The sequence below is a fragment of the Polynucleobacter sp. MWH-Svant-W18 genome, assembly GCF_018687495.1.
Classification (GTDB): domain Bacteria; phylum Pseudomonadota; class Gammaproteobacteria; order Burkholderiales; family Burkholderiaceae; genus Polynucleobacter.
Map to the genome: position 1 here is coordinate 759,969 of NZ_CP061293.1, position 20,652 is coordinate 780,620.

A 20,652-nucleotide genomic window follows, 5' to 3' on the forward strand; every position below is an offset into this window, starting at 1 on the left:
CCAGCAGAATCTGCCAGTAAATCTTTAAAGCCCGGTAGGAAAGTTCTTATTCATTTCCTGCGAATAGGGAAATACCCCTGAAACCCGTCAAATCAGGGAAAGCCCTTTATGGATCAATGGTTAATCGTGTTAAATTACTGTCGTAGTACCAGTATTTGCATAGAGCAATTCGTGAAGCGGTACAGCCGTGTAGCGGATGGTTATAACCACAGTTTTTATTCGGGAAACCCGATGAAAGGTGAGCATCATGATGCAGGAATCAAGAGATAACTCCTATCTCTTTGGCGGTAACGCACCCTACGTAGAGGAACTCTACGAATCCTACTTGCAGGATCCCGGCTCTGTTGCGGATCACTGGCGAGCCTATTTTGATAACGTGAAACAAGTCCCGGCGGTCGACGGCTCTTCTCGAAACGACATTGCCCATGCGCCAATTGTTGCTTCCTTTGCAGAGCGTGCCAAGCAAGGTCCAATCAGAACAATTTCTGATTCAGCTGACTCCGTGATGGGGCGTAAACGCGTTGCAGTTCAGCAATTAATTGCCGCATACCGAAATGTGGGTAATCGCTGGGCCAATATTGATCCCTTGAAGCGCACTGAGCGCCAAGATATTCCGGAATTAGATCCCGCCTTTTATGGCTTTAGTGATGGCGATATGGATATCGTCTTCAACACCAGCAATACATTCTTCGGCAAAACCGAAATGACTCTGCGTGATTTATTGCAGGCATTACGCGAGACTTACTGCGGCACGATTGGTGTCGAGTACATGTTTATTGCCGATCAAAAAATCAAGAAGTGGTGGCAAGAAAAGTTAGAGTCGATTCGCTCGACCCCACAATTCAATGTGGAAGAGAAACGTCAAATCCTTGATCGCGTTACTGCAGCCGAAGGCTTAGAGCGCTATCTTCAAGCGAAGTATGTTGGTCAGAAGCGCTTCTCATTAGAGGGTGGCGAGAGCTTTATCGCTTGTATGGATGAGCTCATTCGCGGTGCTGGCAGCATGGGCGTTCAAGAGATCGTGATTGGTATGGCCCACCGCGGCCGTCTCAACGTGCTCGTCAATACCTTGGGCAAAATGCCTAAGGACTTGTTTGCCGAGTTTGAGCATAAGGGCCCAGAGACTTTACCTGCGGGTGATGTGAAATATCACCAAGGTTTCTCAAGCGATATCTCTACCCCAGGTGGCCCAGTTCATTTATCACTTGCCTTTAACCCATCGCACTTAGAAATCGTGAACCCAGTAGTGGAGGGTTCTGCGCGCGCTCGTATGGAGCGTCGTGGTGACTTGTTGGGCGAACAAGTGATGCCAGTATTAGTGCATGGTGATGCGGCGATTGCTGGTCAAGGCGTCATGCAAGAGACTTTGATGATGTCTGAGGTCCGGGGTTATTCCACTGGCGGTACTGTTCACATCGTTATTAATAACCAAATTGGTTTTACCACTTCAGATCCGCGCGATTTGCGTTCTAGCTTGTACTGTACTGACATCATGAAAGTGGTGGATGCCCCGGTATTGCATGTAAATGGTGATGATCCTGAAGCAGTAGTGTTGGCTACGAAGCTAGCCCTTGAGTTCCGCATGAAGTTCCATAAGGATGTAGCGATCGATATCGTTTGCTTCCGTAAATTGGGTCATAACGAGCAAGACACTCCAGCGATGACGCAGCCTTTGATGTACAAAATCATTGCTGCACACCCTGGAACACGTAAGGTCTATGCAGATAAGTTAGAGGCTCAAGGGGCATTGCCTGCTGGGACTGGCGATTTGATGGTAAAAGAGTACCGCTCCGCCATGGATGAAGGTAAGCAAACTTCTGATCCAGTCCTGAGTAACTTTAAAGGCAAATTTGCAGTGGATTGGGCGCCATTCTTAAATAAGAAGTGGACCGATGAGGCTGACACCGCTATTCCATTGACAGAGTGGAAGCGTTTGGCTGAAAAGATTTCAACTATTCCAGAGAACTTCAAGGCACATCCCTTAGTCGCCAAGGTTTATAACGACCGCGCTGCAATGGGTCGTGGTGAAGTTAATGTTGACTGGGGTATGGGCGAACATATGGCTTTTGCCTCCTTGGTTGCCAGTGGCTACCCAGTTCGCTTATCTGGTGAAGACAGTGGCCGTGGAACCTTTACTCACCGCCATGCGGTATTGCATGAGCAAGATCGTGAGAAGTGGGATACCGGTACTTATATTGCACTTCAGCATGTCACTAAAGATCAAGCCCCGTTTGTGGTGATTGACTCGATTCTTTCAGAAGAGGCAGTGCTTGGCTTTGAGTATGGCTATGCCGCTGCTGAGCCAAACACCCTGACAATTTGGGAAGCCCAGTTCGGCGACTTTGCCAATGGTGCTCAAGTAGTGATCGACCAATTCATCGCCTCAGGCGAAGTGAAGTGGGGTCGTGCAAATGGCTTGGTCATGATGTTGCCTCATGGTTATGAAGGTCAAGGTCCTGAGCATTCCTCTGCACGCCTAGAGCGATTCATGCAATTGTGTGCTGATACCAATATGCAAGTGATTCAGCCAACGACAGCGTCACAGATCTTCCACGTATTGCGCCGTCAAATGATTCGTCAGTTCCGCAAGCCGCTGATCTTGATGACTCCAAAATCATTGCTTCGCAATAAAGAAGCAGCATCTCCTTTATCGGAATTTACTAAGGGTGGCTTCCACACGGTATTGGGTGAGCGTGATGAGGCGATCGATCCAAAACTGGTAACCCGTTTGATTATCTGTTCTGGTAAGGTTTATTACGACTTGGCTAAACAGCGTACTGAGAAGAAAATCACAGATGCGGCCATCATTCGTCTAGAGCAGCTTTATCCATTCCCGCATAAAGCATTGACTGCTGAGTTAAAGAAATATCCAAAACTAGAAGAGGTGGTGTGGTGTCAAGACGAGCCACAAAACCAAGGTGCATGGTTCTTCGTGCAACACAATATTTTGGAAAACATGTCTGATGGTATGAAGTTGGCTTATGCAGGCCGTCCTGCATCCGCTTCACCTGCTTGTGGTTACGCACATCTCCATCAAGAACAGCAGAAGGCTTTATTAAATGCGGCATTTGCCAAACTTAAAGGTTACGTGATTACGAAATAATCGTTTTCATCACTCAACATATACATCACTAGGATTAATCATGGCTATTTTCGAAGTTAAAGTTCCACAACTCTCTGAATCTGTTGCTGAAGCAACTTTATTGCAATGGAAAAAGAAGGTCGGCGATGCCGTTGCTCAAGACGAAATCTTGATCGAAATTGAAACCGACAAGGTAGTTCTGGAAGTGCCAGCACCTTCAGCCGGCGTTCTCACTGAAATCGTAGTTGGCGATGGTGGCACAGTTGTTGCTGAGCAGTTGATCGCCAAGATCGATAGTACTGCGGTAGCTTCGGCTCCCGCTGCTGCTCCAGCAAAAGCTGCCGCACCTGCTGCTGCCCCAGTGGCCGCAGCTCCAGCAAAATCATCAGCAGCCGCAGCAGCACCTTCCGCCGCTAAGATTTTGGCTGAAAACAATATCAGTGCTGGCCAGGTTTCTGGTTCTGGACGTGATGGTCGCATTACCAAAGGGGATGCTCTGAATGCAGCCGCTGGCGGGACAAAGTCTGCAGCTATTCCAAGTGCGCCAATTCCGATGGGTGACCGTCCTGAAGAGCGTGTACCAATGAGCCGCTTGCGTGCTCGTATTGCTGAGCGTTTGCTTGAGTCACAAGCAAATAACGCCATTTTGACAACCTTCAATGAAGTCAATATGGCACCAGTGATCGCAATGCGCAATAAGTACAAAGATCAATTTGAAAAAGTTCACGGTGTGAAGTTAGGCTTTATGTCTTTCTTTGTGAAAGCAGCTACCCACGCTTTAAAGAAATTCCCACTGCTAAATGCCTCTGTTGATGGTAACGACATCGTTTATCACGGCTACTTTGATATTGGTATTGCCGTAAGTTCACCACGTGGCTTGGTTGTACCTATTTTGCGTGATGTTGATCAAATGAATTTGGCTGACATCGAAAAGAAAATTGCTGAGTTTGGCGCTAAGGCGCGTGATGGTAAGTTATCTATTGAAGAGCTGACCGGCGGTACATTCTCCATTTCTAATGGTGGTGTCTTCGGTTCCATGCTCTCCACACCAATCATCAATCCTCCGCAATCTGCGATCTTGGGTATTCATGCCACTAAGGACCGTGCTGTAGTTGAGAATGGTCAAGTGGTTGTACGCCCAATCAACTATCTAGCCCTCTCTTATGATCACCGCATCATTGATGGTCGCGAGGCAGTGCTTGGTTTGGTTGCTATGAAGGATGCGTTGGAAGATCCTTCACGCCTTCTCCTTGATTTGTAAGAAGGGAAGATCATGAGCCAAGCTTTTGATGTACTCGTAATCGGTGGTGGCCCCGGTGGCTATATTGCCGCCATTCGCGCAGCACAACTCGGTTTCAAAGTTGCCTGTGCTGAATCCAATAGCTATGATGATCCTAATGGTGAGCCACGCTTAGGTGGAACCTGCTTGAATGTGGGTTGCATTCCCTCTAAGGCCTTGCTAGCCTCTTCTGAAGAATTTGAGAAGATTGGCCACCATGCTGCTGATCATGGTATCAAGGTGGGTTCTGTCAGTATCGATTCTGCAAAGATGGTGGCACGTAAGGACGATATTGTTACAAAGATGACTGGCGGTATTCAGTTTCTGTTCCGCAAGAACAAAATCACTTTACTCAAGGGTCATGCCTCTTTTGAAGGTAAAGGTGCTGATGGCTATCAGGTCAAAATTGACGGTAAAGATAAAGAAACCGTTACAGCGAAGAACGTCATCATTGCAACAGGCTCTAAAGCACGTCATTTGCCTGGCTTAGCGGTTGACAACGTGTTGATCTGCGATAACGAAGGTGCTTTGAAGTTTGATTCCGTGCCTAAGAAATTAGGCGTCATCGGTGCTGGTGTTATTGGTTTGGAGCTTGGCTCCGTATGGCGTCGTCTTGGCTCAGAAGTCACTGTGCTTGAAGCATTGCCATCATTCTTGGCGGCCTGCGATGTGAGCATTGCTAAAGAAGCCCAAAAGCTCTTCACTAAGCAGGGTTTAAACATCAATATGGGTGTGAAAATCGGCGATGTGAAAGCAGATAAGAAAGGTGTAGTTGTTAATTACACCGACAGCGCTGGTAAAGCTGCCAAATTAGAATGCGATCGTTTGATCGTTTCTGTTGGCCGTGTACCCAATACCGATAAATTAGGATTAGACAAGATTGGCCTCAAAGTTGATGAGCGTGGTTTCATTCCCATTGATGATCATACCTGTGCGACTTCGGCCCCTGGTGTTTACGCTGTAGGTGACGTGGTGCGTGGACCCATGTTGGCTCACAAAGCAGAAGACGAAGGTGTTCTGGTTGCTGAAGTGATTGCAGGTCAAAAGCCGCATATCGATTACAACTGCATTCCATGGGTAATCTATACCGATCCTGAAATTGCTTGGGTTGGTAAAACTGAGCAGGCTTTGAAAGAAGCTGGCATTGCTTACAAGGTTGGTCAATTCCCATTCGCAGCTAACGGCCGCGCATTAGGAATGGGGCGTTCTGATGGTTTCATCAAAGTATTGGCTGATGCAAAGACCGATGAAATCCTCGGTGTTCACATCATTGGACCGAATGCCTCTGACTTAATTGCAGAAGCTGCTGTAGCAATGGAGTTCAAAGCAGCCGCAGAAGATATTGCTCGTATCTGTCATCCGCATCCAAGCTTGTCAGAAGTGATGCGTGAAGCTGCATTAGCGACGGATCAACGCGCATTAAATATGTAATTGAAAACCATTGAGTTTTACCAACAAGAATTAAAGACGCGCGGGTATCACACCGATCCCGCGCAGCTTCGCGCTGTAGAGCGTCTCCAGCAGTGCGAAGATGAGTGGATCGCCTATAAAGAGATCCGTAGTAATAACCTCAAGAAAAAGCTTTTTAAACCTAAGCTACCCCGTGGTATCTATCTATGGGGTGGAGTAGGGCGTGGCAAGTCTTTCTTGATGGACTGCTTTTATGCGGCATCCCCTTTAGAAAAAAAGATTCGGATTCATTTTCATGAGTTTATGCGTGAGGTGCATCGTGAGCTCCACGAGCTCTCGGGTTTATCAGACCCGCTAGATGAGCTTGCTAAGCGGATTTCGAATCGCTATCGCCTTATTTGTTTCGATGAGTTTCATATCAACGATATTGCTGATGCAATGATTCTGTATCGCTTGTTGAGTGCGCTATTTGAAGATCGTGTGCAATTTGTGATGACGTCTAACTACCGTCCCGATCAGCTCTATCCCAATGGCCTGCATCGCGACCGCTTAATTCCGGCGATCAAATTGCTGGAAGAAAAACTCGATGTTTTAAATGTGGATGCAGGCAATGACTATCGCCGTGTACAGATGGCGCAAGTCGAAGCCTATCTCACCCCAGTGAATCAGCAGTCTGAGGATCGTTTGCTGCAGATGTTTCAAACGCTCATTGGTAATCAACAAGAGACTGAAAGACCTGTTTTGAATATTGAATCTCGTGAGCTGCGCCCACTCCATATGGCTGATGGTGTAGTGTGGTTTGATTTTCAAACCCTGTGTTGTGGACCGCGTTCCCAAAATGACTATTTAGAGATCGCCAAACAATTTCACACGGTCATTCTTTCTGGGGTACCGTACATGCCACCGAAAATGACGAATGAAGCACGCCGCTTTATTTGGCTCATTGACGTTTTATACGACCATAAGGTCAAACTCATCATCTCGGCAGAGGTACCGGCTCCGGATCTCTATACCGAGGGCCAAATTACCGCTGAATTCTCCAGAACCGTGTCCCGCCTCATTGAGATGCAGTCTCGCGACTACCTGGACGCACCGCGCCGGGTAATTGATACCAGCTTGACCTAAAATAGGGTCATGAGTAGCTTTTCCCCCATAAATGCCGATTTGCATTGCCATTCAGTGATTTCTGATGGCACCCTGACACCTGAGATGCTTGCCGAGCGCGCTAAAGCGAATGGTGTGCATTTATGGGCGTTGACGGATCACGATGAGTTAGGTGGTCAGAACCGTGCTAGAGCTGCAGCCAATGCATTAAAACTAGATTACTTGGCGGGCGTTGAGATTTCTGTCACTTGGATGGGTGAGACCATTCACATTGTTGGGTTAGGGATTGATGATCAACATGCGGGAATTATCGAAGGCTTACGAATGACGCGCGATGGTCGGGGTAATCGCGCCAAGCTGATTGCCGAGCAGCTATTAAAGGTCGGTATACCAGGAGCATATGAAGGCGCACTTCATCACGCTGGTAATCATGATCTGATTTCAAGAACCCACTTTGCGCGTTTTTTAGTGGAGGCGGGTGTTTGCAAAGATACCCAACAAGTATTTAAAAATTATTTGGTTGAAGATAAACCAGGCTATGTGCCACATATGTGGGCCAATCTGGATAATGCAGTTGCTTGGATTAAGGCGGCTGGTGGCGTTGCGGTGATTGCTCATCCGGGTCGCTATAGTCGACTTAATGCTATGCAGATGGATGAGCTTTACAAACACTTTAAGGATATCGGCGGCCTAGCCATTGAAGTCATCACTGGTAGCCATACTCCGGATCAATATCAAGCCTTTGGAAAGATTGCCCAGCAATATGGTTTCTTGGCTTCCCGCGGTTCTGATTTTCACAGTCCTGATGAGAGCCATATCGATTTAGGTAACTTACCCCTTTTACCGGACCACCTCACACCCGTGTGGTCCGCATTTCACTAATTCATGACAAAGACAAAGAATAAAGATGTTTGCTGAACGCGTTCTCTCCGGTATGCGACCTACTGGTAATTTGCACCTTGGCCACTACCATGGTGTGCTCAAGAACTGGGTGCGCTTGCAGTCTGAGTATCCCTGCTTCTTTTTTGTTGCTGACTGGCATGCGCTCACGACTCACTATGAAACTCCTGAGGTGATTGAACAATCCGTTTGGGATATGGTGATTGATTGGTTGGCAGCAGGCGTTGACCCTAATCAGGCAACCTTATTTATTCAAAGTAAAGTTCCTGAGCATGCAGAGCTATTCCTGTTACTCTCCATGGGAACCCCATTGGGCTGGCTTGAGCGGGTGCCTACCTATAAAGATCAAATTGAAAAATTAAAAGAGAAAGATCTGCAAACCTACGGATTTTTGGGGTACCCCTTGCTACAGGCTGCTGATATTTTGATGTACCGCGCTCAATTTGTTCCTGTTGGCGAAGACCAAGTTCCCCACGTTGAGATGACAAGAGAAGTGGCGCGTCGTTTCAACTATTTATATGGTCGTGAACCTGGTTTTGAAGAAAAGGCCTTAGAGGCGGTGAAGAAGTTAGGTAGCAAACGCGCCAAAATGTATGCAGAGTTACGCATTGCCTATCAAGAGCGTGGCGATGATGAAGCACTAGAGCAGGCTAAAGCCTTGCTGCAAGAAGCGCAAAGTTTGTCGATGGCTGATCGAGAAAGACTATTTGGTTTCTTAGAGGGTGCTCGCAAAATTATTCTTCCTGAGCCACAAGCTTTGCTGACTGCAGCAGCTCGTATGCCTGGTATCGATGGCCAAAAGATGTCTAAATCTTATGGCAATACGATTAGCATTCGCGAAGAACCTGAAGAGGTGATTAAAAAGATCCGCACCATGCCTACAGATCCTGCTCGAGTACGTAGAACCGATGCTGGTGATCCTGCACGTTGTCCGGTTTGGCAGTTGCATACCGTCTATTCAGATGAAGAAGTAAAGCAATGGGTTGAGAAGGGCTGTAAATCTGCGGGTATTGGCTGCCTTGAGTGCAAGCAACCCGTGATTGATGCGATTTTGTTAGAGCAACAGCCGATGTTTGAGCGTGCCCAAAAGTATTTGGATGATCCTAGCTTATTACGCTCCATCATTGCTGATGGCTGTGATCAAGCGCGCAAGGTTGCCCAAGAAACAATGCGTGAGGTCCGTGAAGCAATGGGCCTTGCATACGACTAAGGCTGTAGACTTGCCCATTTCACACGAAGCAATTTTGGACGCCTCTGCGTGGGTGCAACGTTTTGCTGCTCTTATTCCAAAAAACGGGGAAGTTTTAGATCTGGCTTGTGGATCTGGGCGACATTCTAAATTTTTGGCTGATCTGGGATATTCAGTGTTGGCAGTGGACCAAGATATTTCTGCCGTCTCTGATTTAAAGTTGGCTGCTGTTACCCCGAAATGCCTAAATCTTGAGCAAGATATCTGGCCACTAACTGAAATCCAATTTAGTGGAATTGTGGTGACAAACTACTTGTATCGGCCCCATCTGGACCAGTTGCCTGCAATTCTCGAAAAGGATGGAGTTTTGATCTATGAAACCTTCGCCCATGGGAACGCGGAATTTGGCAAACCCTCAAACCCCAATTTCCTCTTAAATTCAGGGGAATTACTGTCTTTTGCACACCGTCATGGCCTGCACGTCATAGCGTATGAGGATATTTATGTGGATCAGCCCAAAGCAGCCATGGTTCAGCGCCTTTGTGCTGTAAAAGGGGCGTTAAAAGGCCACATTCCGTTACAATTTCAAGCTTAAGACAGTCAAAATCGGTATATATACGTTGGCAAATACAGTTCAATCTCCAGGCGGTAAAAAGACCATTTCTGGCAGCATGCCAGCTATTGTTACGCCAATGCATGAAGACGGTAGCTTAGATTACCCAGCTTTGCGACACTTGCTTGATTGGCACGTCGCTGAGGGTTCCGACGGAATCGTGATTGTCGGTACCAGTGGAGAATCTCCAACTGTTTCTGTAGAAGAGCACTGTGAATTAATTCGGGTTGCAGTCGAGCATATCGCGGGCCGCATTCCAGTAATTGCTGGAACCGGTGGAAACTCCACTACAGAAGCAATTGAATTAACCCAGTTTGCTAAAAATGTTGGTGCTGATGCGAGCTTGCAAGTTGTGCCTTACTACAACAAGCCAAGCCAAGAGGGCATGTATGCCCACTTTAAGAAAATTGCAGAGTCCGTCGATCTACCAGTAATTTTGTACAACGTCCCCGGCCGTACCGTAGCAGATTTGGCTGGTGAGACCGTAGTGCGATTGGCTGGCGTGCCAGGCATCATCGGTATTAAAGATGCTACCGGTAGTCTGGAGCGCGGTACCTTGTTAATTGCGGATCTACAACGTGTTGGCCATCGTGATTTCTCGGTATTTTCTGGTGATGACCTAACTGCAGCAATGCTGATGCTCATGGGTGGCAAGGGAAATATATCCGTCACTGCCAATGTGGCTCCACGCCTGATGCATGAGCTATGTGTTGCAGCGATGTCAGACGATGTGAAAAAAACACGTGAGATTCAATACAAATTATTAGCAGTGCATAAAGCAATGTTTATAGAGGCAAATCCCATCCCAGTGAAATGGGCCCTACATGAAATGGGTAAGATCACTGCGGGCATTCGCTTGCCGTTAACCCCTTTGAGCGCTACTTTACGTGAGCCCTTGAAGGCAGCATTAAAACAGGCTAACTTGATATGATGAATTTGATGCAAATCCTTCGCCGCTATTTAGCGATTCTTGGTCTGATGATGACCATTGTTGCTGGATTAACTGCCTGTAAATCAGTTACTAGCAACGACACTGTGGATTACAAAGCTAACGGAGCAGTCCGTGGACCCAATTTGTCTTACCCACCAGATTTGATCACTGCTCAAGCAGATCGTCGTTACATTGTTCAAGATGGCACTGCCACGATGTCAGAGTACAACGCAGCCTTGAAAAAATCTGTCCAAATGCGCAGCAATGTGATGACCGGTATTCCGGGTATGCGGATTGCGCGTGATGGTGAGCGTCGCTGGTTGGTTGTTGATAAACCAGCAACAGAACTCTACCCACAAGTAAAAGATTTCTGGCAAGAAAATGGTTTTCTATTAGTGGTGGATTCTCCATCGACAGGCATTATGGAAACTGACTGGGCAGAAAACCGCGGCAAGATTCCACAAGACTGGCTTCGCTCCACAATAGGCGGCGCCTTAGATTCAGTCTACGACACTGGTGAGCGCGATAAATACAAAACACGCTTAGAGGCTCCAAAACCGAACGAGACTGAGATTTATATTACGCAAAAGGGTGCGCTAGAGAAGTGCGTAACTGATACCACTGGCTCATGCCTTTACACCATTTGGACGAGTCGTCCTAATGATCCAGAATTAGAAGCGGTCTTCTTGGCTCGTTTGATGGAGCGCCTTGGTATGACTCAAGAGCAAGCCAAGGCAATGGTGGCTACTCCTCTGGGTCCAAAGACTCCAAAAGCAAAATTAGTTGAAGAGGGTACTAATACCGCATTCATCGAGTTGGGCGCAGGTTTTGATCGTTCTTGGCGTGATGTCGGCTTGGCCCTGGATCGTTCCAACTTCACGGTTGAAGATCGTAACCGCTCTGCTGGTGTTTACTACGTGCGTTACGTAAACTCAAAGAATATCGAAGAGTCTAAAGGCTTCTTCTCTAATCTGTTTAGTAGTAAAGACGACTCAAAGCTGAAGGCTAAGAAATATCAAGTGGTTGTTAAGAGCACAGGTGAAAATTCAGCAAGCGTTTATGTGCAAGATGCTGATGGCAAGCCAGAGAATACTCCTGCTGGCATCCAATTACTCACTTTGCTGACGGATCAGCTAACCAAGTAAATTGACTCACAAATTCTGGGAGCAATAAAAAAGCCGCTGTGAAGCGGCTTTTTTTCTTCAAGAAGAAGATTACTTCTTAGCGTCAGCAGCAGGAGCAGCTGGTGCAGCAGGAGCAGCAGCAGGAGCTTCAGCAGCAGGAGCAGCAGGAGCAGCAGCAGGAGCTTCAGCAGGTTTTGCTTCTTCTTTTTTACCGCAAGCGGCCAAAGCGATAGCGAACATTGCAACGAGTACGAGTGACTTCTTCATTTGTAATTTCCTCTTAAAAATTAAACAACAATTACCGGTAATTGTGTCGAAAATTCCAAGGGATTATCCCTAGGTGATTTCCAGTATTTATTATAGCCATGTCTATATTTCATCCTCAAAAACAAGCCAGCCCGCGAGGTAGGCTTCGTAGAGGCTACCCCCTGAAGAGCCCTTAAGGTTCGGATTTAAAAGCGATTTTTCGGCCGATAGAGTTTGCCAGGCGCGTGCCACATCATTGGCTTGGCCGCGACTCACATTCTCCCCATTGCAAAACACGGTTTTTCCCAGGCTAAGGATGCGAGTCTGGGGGCTGCTCACCAGTCTAGTTGAAGCTAAATGACGGGCAAATTTTGCAGGACTTAATGGCTTGTTTGGGCCATTAAAAAAAGCCTGTTGTTTTGGCTCGGATAGATAGGCAGTGATCCCCGGTAAAAAACGATCTACCTGATCTAATTTCAACTGTTTGAGTTTGACTGCAATTTGCGCAATAAGTTCTTCGGGCAATTGCTCAGCATGAGTAGTTGCTTTCTGTCTTGGGTCTGCAAATTTTTTCTCTAACTCTGGAATATCTTCCAGGGATTCTGCCAAACGCCACAATCCCTCTTGAAGTAATTCTTTGTAACTGGGTGAGCGAAATCCAACTGACCAGGTTTGGCATCCTGCATCTAAAGCAATGCCATCATGCGCAATATGGGGCGGTAGATACAGCATATCTCCTGGCTCTAATACCCAGTCATGTTCTGCCTGAAAGTTCTGCAAAATTTTCAGAGGCAAGTTTGGCTCGAGGCTTAAATCTTTTTGCTCTGATACGCGCCATCTTCTTCGACCTGCCATCTGAATTAAAAACACATCATAGGAATCAAAATGAGGTCCAACACCACCACCAATTCCGGCAATGCTGATCATCAAATCATCTAGGCGGGCATCGGGGATAAAGCGAAACCAAGACAGAATCCTGGCTGCGTCAGGGTGGTGAGCCTCCATGCCCTGAAGAAGCAGTGTCCAGTTTGGTTTGCTGGTTGATGGGATCGTTTTTTTGCTAAATGGCCCTGTTTCAAAGCTCCATGGCTTCGCTTGAATTAATCTGGATTCAACTTGCTCCTGATTGGCTAGTTTGTAAAGTTCTGCGGCCGAAATGGGGCTGTCTAGAGTTTCATGATTCTGGCTTGCCAGTGCAAATGCAGGGATGGCACCACGGACTAAGAGGGGCTTTTTATGCCAATACCGATCCATGAATGCCTGAGGGCTAATTCCGCCAAATAGGGCCCATGGCTCATTTAGGGGCAGGTTTTTCGGTGCCCGCGGGGGCTGATAGGGCTTGCTCAAGTAAAATGCAGTCATAAGTAAAAGCTGAATATAAACTCATTAAAAACATATGTTCGACAGAATTCGCATGAAGATTGAAAAAAACACCATCGTATCCCTGCGTTACAAGCTAACCGATGCCCAAAACAATGTGATCGAAGAGCCTGATTCTCCGATGGTATACCTGCACGGTGGCTATGAGGGTACTTTCCCGAAAATTGAAACCCTTTTGGATGGTCAAGATATTGGTTATGAAGCTACGATTCAACTCGAGCCCAGCGAGGCTTTTGGTGAGTATGATCCAGAGCTCTTGAAGATCGAGCCCCGTACACGCTTTCCAGAACCACTTGAAGTGGGCATGCAATTTGAAGGTGTTCCCGACGCTGATGCGGAAGAAGACTCCGATGCACACGATGAATCAGACTCCGATGACGAACCTTTGATTTATACCGTTACCGATGTTGCAGACAATCAAGTAGTACTTGATGGCAACCATCCCTTAGCAGGTATGGCGCTGCGTTTCTGGGTGCAGGTAGAGGATGTTCGTGCGGCTACAGATGAAGAGATTGCGAACCGTCACCCAGCCGGTGGTGAGGGCTTTACTTTTGGTATGCCGAACGATGATGCTGACGAGGATGAATTCCCTGGAACTGCCTTAGGCGCAAGTACGCATAATCCCCGCACACTGCACTAAATCAAAGTTATTCTTTAAGCCATTCTTTAATGGCATCGAGGTCCCGCTTGGTATCGCTTTGACCAGGAGCCTGTGCTGGCGCGTTACTGAGCTTAGCCAAGGCTTTTTCAAGAGCCGCAATCTTGGCTTCTTGCTCAATGGTGGCATCAATCAAACCCTTGAGTGCCATGGATACGGGGTCATCCACATTTGGTGTGACACCATAAGCAGAAAAATATTCTTTGGTTTTGCTATCAGGACTTTGTGGTAAATCTGGATGCAAGACGCGCGCCGGTATACCAACAGCAGTAGCGCCTGCCGGAATTTCTTTTAACACCACAGCGTTTGAACCAATACGTGCGCCATCACCCACAGTAAAACCGCCGAGTACTTTTGCACCTGCACTCACAACGACACCTTTACCCAGAGTTGGGTGGCGCTTAACGCCCTTATAAAGTGATGTGCCACCGAGAGTGACGCCTTGGTAGATGGTGCAGTCATCACCGATTTCAGCAGTCTCGCCAATCACAATTCCAAGACCATGATCTAAAAATACGCGACGACCAATCTTGGCCCCCGGATGAATTTCAATGCCGGTAATAAAACGCGCAAACATGGAAGAGACCCGTGCAATCCATTTTAGGTCCAGATTCCACAAGAAGTGCGCGATACGATGAAAGAACACCGCATGCAGACCTTGGTAGCAAGTAATCACCTCGAGACGGTTTCTGGCAGCAGGGTCTCTGGCAATAATGGAGTCGACTTGGTCGAATAGGGAATTAAACATATTTTGATTTTAACGGGATGCGCTTATTTTCTCAGGAGCATCTGTTTTGCGATCCCACGCAGTAGATCAATTTCTTCTTTGTGCAGGCGGCTACGGGCAAATAAGGCCTGTAAGCGGGGCATGAGTTTCTTGGGGTTGGCCGGATCAAGATAGCCAATAGCCTCTAAACCTGCTTGCCAATGGTCTAGCATTGCCGCAACCGCAGCTGGGTCTGCCAAGTCCGCCTGACTCTCTCGATCGCATAAAAGGGATGGGGTGCTAGATTGGCTATGCAAAGTGTGTCTGAGTGTGTAAGCGCAGACCATGAGGGCTTGGGCTAAATTCAGGGAGGGGTATTCAGGATTGGCATCTAGCCAAACACGATGGGTGCACAAAGCTAGATGATCGTTATCTAAACCAGTTCTCTCTGGACCAAAGAGAAGAGCCACTTTTCTATCAAGCGCAATGTTTTCTTGGATTAGACCCAGGGCTGATTGCCAATCGAGGGCTGGAGGACCAAATTCGCGATCGCGACTTGTGAGGCCAAGAACGAGTGAGCAACCTTGTACGGCCGCCTCTAGGGAAGTGGATTCTTGTGCATGCTCCAGAATATCTCCCGCGCCACTAGCCAAGGCAATCGCATCGGACTCTTGAGCAATACCTTTGGTTTTGGGATTGATCAGGTGGAGGGCGCCAAATCCCATTGTCTTTAATGCACGTGCAGCTGAACCCACATTTCCGGGGTGACTGGTTTCAACCAGAACCCAGCGCAGTAATTGGGATTTCTCAGTATTCATGGGCTCGTTAATGGGTTCAAATAGGTATCGCGAGGGTGGGGCGTGCTAATCGTTTAGAATCAGGGTATTAGCTTCGTATTGTCATGCAGTTTGAACAATATTACAGGCTCGTTCTTATTTAATTTGTCCACCAATACTATGCATCCCATGTTAAATGTGGCCGTCAAGGCTGCCCGTCGTGCTGGAACCGTGATTAACCGAGCTTCTCTTAATTTGGAGCGCTTGCAAGTTGATCGTAAGCAACACAATGATTTTGTCACCGAGGTGGACAAAGCCGCAGAAGCGGCCATCATCGAAACTCTCAGTGAGGCCTATCCAACCCATGGATTTTTGGCCGAAGAAACAGGTGAGCACAATGCTGATGCTGAGAATGTTTGGATCATTGATCCATTGGATGGCACAACCAATTTCATTCATGGCTTTCCGCAATATGCAGTCTCGATTGCATTGTCAGTTAATGGCGTGATTCAACAAGCAGTAGTCTATGACCCCACACGTGATGAGCTATTCACTGCAACCCGTGGTGCAGGCGCATATTTGGACCGTCGTCGTCTCCGCGTTGCCACACAAGATCGTTTGGCGAATGCTTTGATTGGCACTGGCTTTCCGTACCGTGAAGATCAAGATCTCGAAAAGTACCTGAAGATATTTGCAGAGATGACGCGTCAATGTGCTGGCTTACGCCGCCCTGGTGCCGCTTCCTTAGACTTGGCCTATGTGGCAGCAGGTCGCTACGATGGTTTCTTTGAGAGCGATCTTAAGCCTTGGGACATGGCAGCAGGCGCCCTGATCATCACTGAATCTGGTGGCCTGATCGGTAACTACCGTGGTGAAGAGGGCTATCTGAAGAGCGGTGAAGTCATGGCAGCAAACCCACGCATCTTTGCCCAGATGGTGCAAAGCCTATCGAAGTATTCAAAGGCTTAATCAGACAACCTGCGGCTTGTTCAGGCTTTGATTAAGTCAACGTAGCGCACACCTTGGGAGTCGATCTGCAAAGCGCTAGCGCGCGGTGCAGTGCTCTCTGGGTGATCTAAATCCCAGTCAGATAACACCCAACGTTGCCACGCTTGCTCACCCAAGTGCTCATGATGATGGGCAGGCAAATGGGTATGACCATGAATCAATTGATTGCCAGAGTGTTGTTTTAGCAATTCAGCGCAAGCTTGTAAGGTCACATTTGTACGAATGCGATTCCTTTGGCTTGAGGCGCTGGCTGCACGTTGGTATTTTGTGTAGCTGTTACTGCGTAGATGATCGGCAATCGAGCGTCGCAAACCCAGTGGTAGTTTTAGGAATAATTTTTGCAGCCAAGGCTTTCTGACCCAACGACGAAATACTTGGTAACCAATATCTGCGGTACACAGTGAGTCACCATGAGCAATCACATATTTCTGATTAGCAATATCAATCACTGAGGGATCGGACAACAAAGTCATACCCGTATTTTTTAAGAAAGTACTGCCAATCAAAAAGTCGCGATTACCGTGGACGTAATAGATTTTGGTTTTGGTAGCTAGGTTTGCCAGCGCACGTTTCACTTCTTGCTGAAATGGTGAGTTGATAAATGCATCATCACCTACCCAATATTCAAACAAGTCACCCAAAATAAAGACAGACTCTGCCTGAGGCGCTTGTTTTTCACAGAAGTCAAAAAAGCGTTGCGCCGTCAAGGGCATTGACGGCGTCAGGTGGATATCCGAAATGAGCAGGGCGCTCGCGTATTGCGGGATCATTCCTCGAGAACGGTCGCTTTCTCAATCACTACGTCTTCAGCTGGAACGTCTTGGTGAAATCCTGAGCTGCTAGTTTTGACTTTACGGATTGCATCCACAACATCCATACCATCAACTACTTTGCCAAAGACAGCATATCCCCAGCCTTGCGCATTTTGAGCGGTGTGATTTAAAAAGTCGTTGTCATTTACGTTGATGAAAAATTGTGCGGTTGCAGAGTGTGGGTCGCTGGTACGAGCCATGGCTACGGTGTAACGATCATTCTTCAAGCCATTATTAGCTTCATTTTCAATTTCAGCGCCAGTCGGTTTTTGTTTCATGCCCGCAGTCATACCACCACCTTGAATCATGAAGTTATTGATCACGCGGTGAAAGATGGTGCCATCGTAATGACCACTCTTAACGTATTGCAAGAAATTCGCAACGCTCTTTGGAGCTTTTACTGCGTCTAAGCTTAATGTGATGTCGCCATGATTGGTTTTTAGCAATACTTTAGTCATTATTTGGATCTACTTTCTGGAGGGTTAGTGGATGGAATGGTGGAAGGTGTCTTATTCGTTTTACTAATCAGGTTCATTAAAGCCTTGGCTCTATTGGTATAGAGGCGTTGATTCAGCTGAGTAGACTCGGCTGCGTTTTCATAAGCTTGTGAGCCAAGGCGAACATAAATCTCGCCCAAATTTGCTGAGGCAATTGCATAGCTTGGGCGCAGCTTTAAGGCGAGTTCTAAATAGTCTCTCGCTTCAATCCATTTATCTTGACTTGCTGAAATGGCAGCAAGGTTGTTATAGGGCTCCGGCAACTCCGGAAACTGCTGGGTAATTTCAATGAGCGTCTTTTTGGCCTGATTCAGATCCCCCATCTCAATTTGGATGCGGGCCTTTAAAAAACGCAGCTGAACATTTTTGGGTGATTTCTTGATATGGCTATTGATTAGCGTGATGGCTTCTGGAAACTGGCGCGCCTTGACCAATTTCTCGACATCCGATGGCACTGCATTTTTAGTGACGGGATCTGGTTCAATAATTAGGAATGATAAAAATGGCAAGGCTACCGTTTCAGAGAGTTCTGGGTTCTGGGGATCAAAGGGTGTATCCGTCGATAGTCTAGGCGGATCATTTGGGCTATAGCTTCCTAAATAGGGGCTATTAGGACCGCATTTCAGTTCCTGTGTAGTAGTTGCCTTAATTTCTGCGTTAGCAAGCTGTTGACCGGGGGTACTGCAGCCCGCAATAAATAGCAGGGCAGCAAGACCAGTCATGATCTTTAGGAGGACAAGGCGAGGCGCTGGGATGGTTGCGGGCATAGGGGAAGGGGTATAAAACTGGCTCATTCGATATACTCAGCGCTCAGTCTAACAAATTGGCGCTACTTGCCCAACCTTTATAGCCCTATGCTGCAAATCTATAACACCCTTTCCCGTTCAAAACAGGTCTTTAAGCCCATAGTGCCTGGGAAGGTGAAGATGTATGTCTGCGGAATGACGGTTTACGACTTCTGCCACATAGGCCATGCCAGGGTCATGATCGTGTTTGATATGGTGGTTCGCTGGTTGCGTGCCAGTGGCTATGAGGTGCAGTATGTGCGCAATATTACCGATATCGACGACAAGATTATTAACAGAGCGGTTGAAAATGGTGAACCTATTTCAGCTTTGACCAATCGCTTTATTGCTGCCATGCATGCCGACTCAGATGCATTGGGCTTGATGCATCCCGATCAAGAGCCTCGGGCTACAGATTACATCCAGCAAATGCAAGGCATGATTGGCAAGCTGATTGAACATGAATTGGCTTATCAAGTCGATGATGGCGATGTCAATTTCGCAGTGCGCTTGTTACCTCGTTATGGACAACTCTCTGGAAAATCTTTGGATGAGCTCAATGCGGGAGAGCGCGTAGCCATTATCGGTGGCAAACGTGACCCTTTGGATTTTGTCTTGTGGAAAAGTGCCAAGCCTGAAGAGCCTGCCGATACCCGATGGGCATCACCATGGGGCGTAGGTCGTCCAGGCTGGCATATAGAGTGCTCAGCCATGTCATGCGATTTGCTAGGCGATCATTTTGATATTCATGGTGGCGGTGCAGATTTGCAATTTCCCCATCATGAGAACGAGATTGCTCAAAGTGAGGGCGCCTTATACGGTCAACAGCGCAAAGAGGACGATGCTCCCTTTGTGAACTACTGGATGCACAACGGACATATTCGGGTCAATGAAGAAAAGATGTCAAAGTCTTTGGGCAATTTTTTCTTGATTCGGGATGTGCTCAAAAGCTTTGATGCAGAAGTTATCCGCTTTTTTATGCTGAAAGCGCATTACCGTAGTCCTATTAATTACAGCGATGCCCAGCTAGAAGAGGCTCGCTCTGGTTTGGTAAGGCTTTACACGGCACTGGCTCATGCACCGAGCCAAGTGATGACACTTGATCCACAGAATCCTTGGGCCCAGCGTTTTGCGCAGGCAATGAATGATGATTTCAATACTCCAGAGGCAATTGCAGTCCTCTTTGAGTTGGCTAGTGAAGTAAACCGTGCACAAGGTGATAACAAACAACAGCTCGCTGGCGTCCTGAAGTCTCTTGGCGGCATTTTAAATTTCTTGCAGCGTGACCCTACTCAATTTTTGCAATCAGACATCAAAGATGAGGGCGGCTTAAGCGCTACTCAAATTGAGGAGCAGATTTCCCAGCGGGTTGCTGCTAAACAAGCAAAAGACTTTGCTCAAGCTGACTTGATACGTAAAACCTTGTTAGAACAAGGCGTGGTATTGGAAGACAAGCCAGGTGGTGTGACTGAATGGCGAAGAGCGTAGTGGCGGCCGTAAAAGAAAAGCCTCTCTTTGAAGCAGTCGCTCCAGATTACTGGGAACAGGCTTGTCGCGAGCTCATGAAACAAGATCGCATTCTTAAAAAATTGATTCCAAAATACGGCTCTGGATTTTTAGTCACTCGTGGCGATGCATTCACAACATTAGCGCGTGCCATTGTGGGGCAGCAAATTTCAGTAGCAGCTGCCCAAGCCGTTTGGGATAGGGTGGTGATTGCAAGTAAGAAAAAAATTCATCCTAAAAATATCCTCGCCTTAACTGTTGAAGAATTACGTGCGGCGGGTTTATCTGGTCGTAAGGTGGAATACATCCGTGATTTGGCGGACCATTTCGATTCTGGCCGCTTGCATGCCAATCAGTGGAAAGACATGGATGATGAGAGCGTGATTAAGGAGTTAAGCGATATTCGGGGAATTGGACGCTGGACAGCCGAAATGTTCTTGATTTTCAACATGGTGCGCCCAAATATCCTCCCTCTGGATGACGTGGGCCTCATCAAGGCGATTTCCCTCAATTACTTTAGTGGAGAGCCTGTCAGTCGCCATGAAGCCCGTGAGGTGGCTGCTAATTGGGCCCCGTGGCGAACGGTTGCCACCTGGTATATGTGGAGAAGTATCGACCCCATACCGGTTGAATATTAAAATCAGGC

20 protein-coding genes are annotated in these 20,652 nt (G+C 47.4%); 13 read left to right on the forward strand and 7 right to left on the reverse strand.

Going from position 1 to position 20,652, the window contains the following annotated elements; translation table 11 throughout:
* The first annotated feature begins 247 nt into the window (after positions 1 to 247).
* From C2757_RS03990 to bamC, 9 genes are all read left to right on the forward strand, one after another.
* Complete coding sequence (locus C2757_RS03990) at positions 248 to 3,103, forward strand: 2-oxoglutarate dehydrogenase E1 component (RefSeq protein WP_215376414.1); 2,856 nt, start codon at positions 248 to 250, stop codon at positions 3,101 to 3,103.
* Positions 3,104 to 3,143: 40 nt separating this feature from the next.
* Positions 3,144 to 4,343 carry a 2-oxoglutarate dehydrogenase complex dihydrolipoyllysine-residue succinyltransferase gene (gene odhB / locus C2757_RS03995; protein WP_215376416.1) on the forward strand — a complete coding sequence of 400 codons (1,200 nt, stop codon included), beginning with the start codon at positions 3,144 to 3,146 and terminating at the stop codon, positions 4,341 to 4,343.
* 12 nt (positions 4,344 to 4,355) lie between these two features.
* Positions 4,356 to 5,792: a dihydrolipoyl dehydrogenase gene (lpdA, locus tag C2757_RS04000; protein WP_215376418.1), complete on the forward strand. Its 1,437-nt coding sequence runs from the start codon at positions 4,356 to 4,358 to the stop codon at positions 5,790 to 5,792.
* A complete protein-coding gene (zapE, locus tag C2757_RS04005) occupies positions 5,793 to 6,896 on the forward strand; it encodes a cell division protein ZapE (RefSeq protein ID WP_215376420.1) in 1,104 nt (367 codons plus the stop codon).
* Between the two features lie 9 nt (positions 6,897 to 6,905).
* Positions 6,906 to 7,757, forward strand: coding sequence for a 3',5'-nucleoside bisphosphate phosphatase (locus C2757_RS04010; protein WP_215376422.1), 852 nt, complete (start codon positions 6,906 to 6,908; stop codon positions 7,755 to 7,757).
* Positions 7,758 to 7,782: 25 nt separating this feature from the next.
* Positions 7,783 to 8,985, forward strand: a complete 1,203-nt coding sequence (locus C2757_RS04015) for a tryptophan--tRNA ligase (protein ID WP_215376424.1) — start codon at positions 7,783 to 7,785, stop codon at positions 8,983 to 8,985.
* 52 nt (positions 8,986 to 9,037) lie between these two features.
* Positions 9,038 to 9,559, forward strand: a complete 522-nt coding sequence (locus C2757_RS04020; RefSeq protein ID WP_251366792.1) for a bifunctional 2-polyprenyl-6-hydroxyphenol methylase/3-demethylubiquinol 3-O-methyltransferase UbiG — start codon at positions 9,038 to 9,040, stop codon at positions 9,557 to 9,559.
* Between the two features lie 76 nt (positions 9,560 to 9,635).
* Positions 9,636 to 10,508, forward strand: a complete 873-nt coding sequence (dapA, locus tag C2757_RS04025) for a 4-hydroxy-tetrahydrodipicolinate synthase (protein ID WP_215376868.1) — start codon at positions 9,636 to 9,638, stop codon at positions 10,506 to 10,508.
* Positions 10,505 to 11,653, forward strand: coding sequence for an outer membrane protein assembly factor BamC (gene bamC, locus C2757_RS04030; protein ID WP_215376428.1), 1,149 nt, complete (start codon positions 10,505 to 10,507; stop codon positions 11,651 to 11,653). The genes dapA and bamC overlap by 4 nt, the downstream gene beginning before the upstream one ends.
* Positions 11,654 to 11,722: 69 nt before the next feature.
* Here the strand turns inward: bamC and C2757_RS04035 are convergent, their stop codons facing one another.
* Entirely contained in the window at positions 11,723 to 11,899 is a 177-nt protein-coding gene (locus C2757_RS04035; protein ID WP_215376430.1) for a hypothetical protein, read from the reverse strand.
* A gap of 102 nt (positions 11,900 to 12,001) precedes the next feature.
* The gene (locus tag C2757_RS04040) at positions 12,002 to 13,240 is read right to left on the reverse strand and encodes a cupin domain-containing protein (RefSeq protein WP_215376433.1); all 1,239 of its coding nucleotides are present in this window, start codon (positions 13,238 to 13,240) and stop codon (positions 12,002 to 12,004) included.
* 52 nt (positions 13,241 to 13,292) lie between these two features.
* Here C2757_RS04040 and C2757_RS04045 point away from each other — a divergent pair, with 52 nt between their 5' ends.
* Complete coding sequence (locus C2757_RS04045; protein WP_215376871.1) at positions 13,293 to 13,898, forward strand: peptidylprolyl isomerase; 606 nt, start codon at positions 13,293 to 13,295, stop codon at positions 13,896 to 13,898.
* A 7-nt stretch (positions 13,899 to 13,905) separates the two neighbouring features.
* On the opposite strand, the gene cysE is transcribed toward C2757_RS04045, so the two are convergent.
* Together cysE and C2757_RS04055 are read right to left on the reverse strand one after the other, a co-directional pair.
* Positions 13,906 to 14,664: a serine O-acetyltransferase gene (gene cysE / locus C2757_RS04050; RefSeq protein WP_215376435.1), complete on the reverse strand. Its 759-nt coding sequence runs from the start codon at positions 14,662 to 14,664 to the stop codon at positions 13,906 to 13,908.
* Between the two features lie 23 nt (positions 14,665 to 14,687).
* On the reverse strand, positions 14,688 to 15,440 hold the full coding sequence (locus tag C2757_RS04055; protein WP_215376437.1) for an RNA methyltransferase: 753 nt from the start codon (positions 15,438 to 15,440) through the stop codon (positions 14,688 to 14,690).
* 138 nt (positions 15,441 to 15,578) lie between these two features.
* On the opposite strand from C2757_RS04055, the gene C2757_RS04060 reads away from it, so the two are divergent.
* Positions 15,579 to 16,367, forward strand: a complete 789-nt coding sequence (locus tag C2757_RS04060) for an inositol monophosphatase family protein (protein ID WP_215376439.1) — start codon at positions 15,579 to 15,581, stop codon at positions 16,365 to 16,367.
* A gap of 20 nt (positions 16,368 to 16,387) precedes the next feature.
* Here the strand turns inward: C2757_RS04060 and C2757_RS04065 are convergent, their stop codons facing one another.
* The 3 genes from C2757_RS04065 to C2757_RS04075 are packed head-to-tail and all read right to left on the reverse strand — an operon-like array spanning position 16,388 to position 18,482.
* On the reverse strand, positions 16,388 to 17,176 hold the full coding sequence (locus C2757_RS04065; protein ID WP_215376441.1) for a UDP-2,3-diacylglucosamine diphosphatase: 789 nt from the start codon (positions 17,174 to 17,176) through the stop codon (positions 16,388 to 16,390).
* Positions 17,173 to 17,676: a peptidylprolyl isomerase gene (locus tag C2757_RS04070; protein WP_215376443.1), complete on the reverse strand. Its 504-nt coding sequence runs from the start codon at positions 17,674 to 17,676 to the stop codon at positions 17,173 to 17,175. The genes C2757_RS04065 and C2757_RS04070 overlap by 4 nt, the downstream gene beginning before the upstream one ends.
* Positions 17,676 to 18,482 (reverse strand): M48 family metallopeptidase, encoded by an 807-nt coding sequence (locus C2757_RS04075; RefSeq protein WP_215376445.1) that lies wholly within the window; start codon positions 18,480 to 18,482, stop codon positions 17,676 to 17,678. The genes C2757_RS04070 and C2757_RS04075 overlap by 1 nt, the downstream gene beginning before the upstream one ends.
* Positions 18,483 to 18,569: 87 nt before the next feature.
* On the opposite strand from C2757_RS04075, the gene cysS reads away from it, so the two are divergent.
* Positions 18,570 to 19,988, forward strand: a complete 1,419-nt coding sequence (gene cysS / locus C2757_RS04080) for a cysteine--tRNA ligase (RefSeq protein WP_215376447.1) — start codon at positions 18,570 to 18,572, stop codon at positions 19,986 to 19,988.
* Complete coding sequence (locus C2757_RS04085; protein ID WP_215376449.1) at positions 19,973 to 20,644, forward strand: DNA-3-methyladenine glycosylase; 672 nt, start codon at positions 19,973 to 19,975, stop codon at positions 20,642 to 20,644. Before cysS ends, C2757_RS04085 begins: the two co-directional genes overlap by 16 nt.
* Positions 20,645 to 20,652: the final 8 nt, after the last annotated feature.

Coding starts and splice junctions, on each gene's coding strand:
- C2757_RS04070 (WP_215376443.1), bottom strand. CDS start 17,676: ATGACTAAAGTATTGCTAAAAACCAATCATGGCGACATCACATTAAGC.
- cysE (WP_215376435.1), bottom strand. CDS start 14,664: ATGTTTAATTCCCTATTCGACCAAGTCGACTCCATTATTGCCAGAGAC.
- cysS (WP_215376447.1), top strand. CDS start 18,570: ATGCTGCAAATCTATAACACCCTTTCCCGTTCAAAACAGGTCTTTAAG.
- C2757_RS04045 (WP_215376871.1), top strand. CDS start 13,293: ATGAAGATTGAAAAAAACACCATCGTATCCCTGCGTTACAAGCTAACC.
- C2757_RS04075 (WP_215376445.1), bottom strand. CDS start 18,482: ATGCCCGCAACCATCCCAGCGCCTCGCCTTGTCCTCCTAAAGATCATG.
- C2757_RS04060 (WP_215376439.1), top strand. CDS start 15,579: ATGCATCCCATGTTAAATGTGGCCGTCAAGGCTGCCCGTCGTGCTGGA.
- C2757_RS04085 (WP_215376449.1), top strand. CDS start 19,973: ATGGCGAAGAGCGTAGTGGCGGCCGTAAAAGAAAAGCCTCTCTTTGAA.
- C2757_RS03990 (WP_215376414.1), top strand. CDS start 248: ATGATGCAGGAATCAAGAGATAACTCCTATCTCTTTGGCGGTAACGCA.
- C2757_RS04015 (WP_215376424.1), top strand. CDS start 7,783: ATGTTTGCTGAACGCGTTCTCTCCGGTATGCGACCTACTGGTAATTTG.
- lpdA (WP_215376418.1), top strand. CDS start 4,356: ATGAGCCAAGCTTTTGATGTACTCGTAATCGGTGGTGGCCCCGGTGGC.
- C2757_RS04065 (WP_215376441.1), bottom strand. CDS start 17,176: ATGATCCCGCAATACGCGAGCGCCCTGCTCATTTCGGATATCCACCTG.
- C2757_RS04010 (WP_215376422.1), top strand. CDS start 6,906: ATGAGTAGCTTTTCCCCCATAAATGCCGATTTGCATTGCCATTCAGTG.
- C2757_RS04040 (WP_215376433.1), bottom strand. CDS start 13,240: ATGACTGCATTTTACTTGAGCAAGCCCTATCAGCCCCCGCGGGCACCG.
- bamC (WP_215376428.1), top strand. CDS start 10,505: ATGATGAATTTGATGCAAATCCTTCGCCGCTATTTAGCGATTCTTGGT.
- dapA (WP_215376868.1), top strand. CDS start 9,636: ATGCCAGCTATTGTTACGCCAATGCATGAAGACGGTAGCTTAGATTAC.
- odhB (WP_215376416.1), top strand. CDS start 3,144: ATGGCTATTTTCGAAGTTAAAGTTCCACAACTCTCTGAATCTGTTGCT.
- C2757_RS04055 (WP_215376437.1), bottom strand. CDS start 15,440: ATGAATACTGAGAAATCCCAATTACTGCGCTGGGTTCTGGTTGAAACC.
- C2757_RS04035 (WP_215376430.1), bottom strand. CDS start 11,899: ATGAAGAAGTCACTCGTACTCGTTGCAATGTTCGCTATCGCTTTGGCC.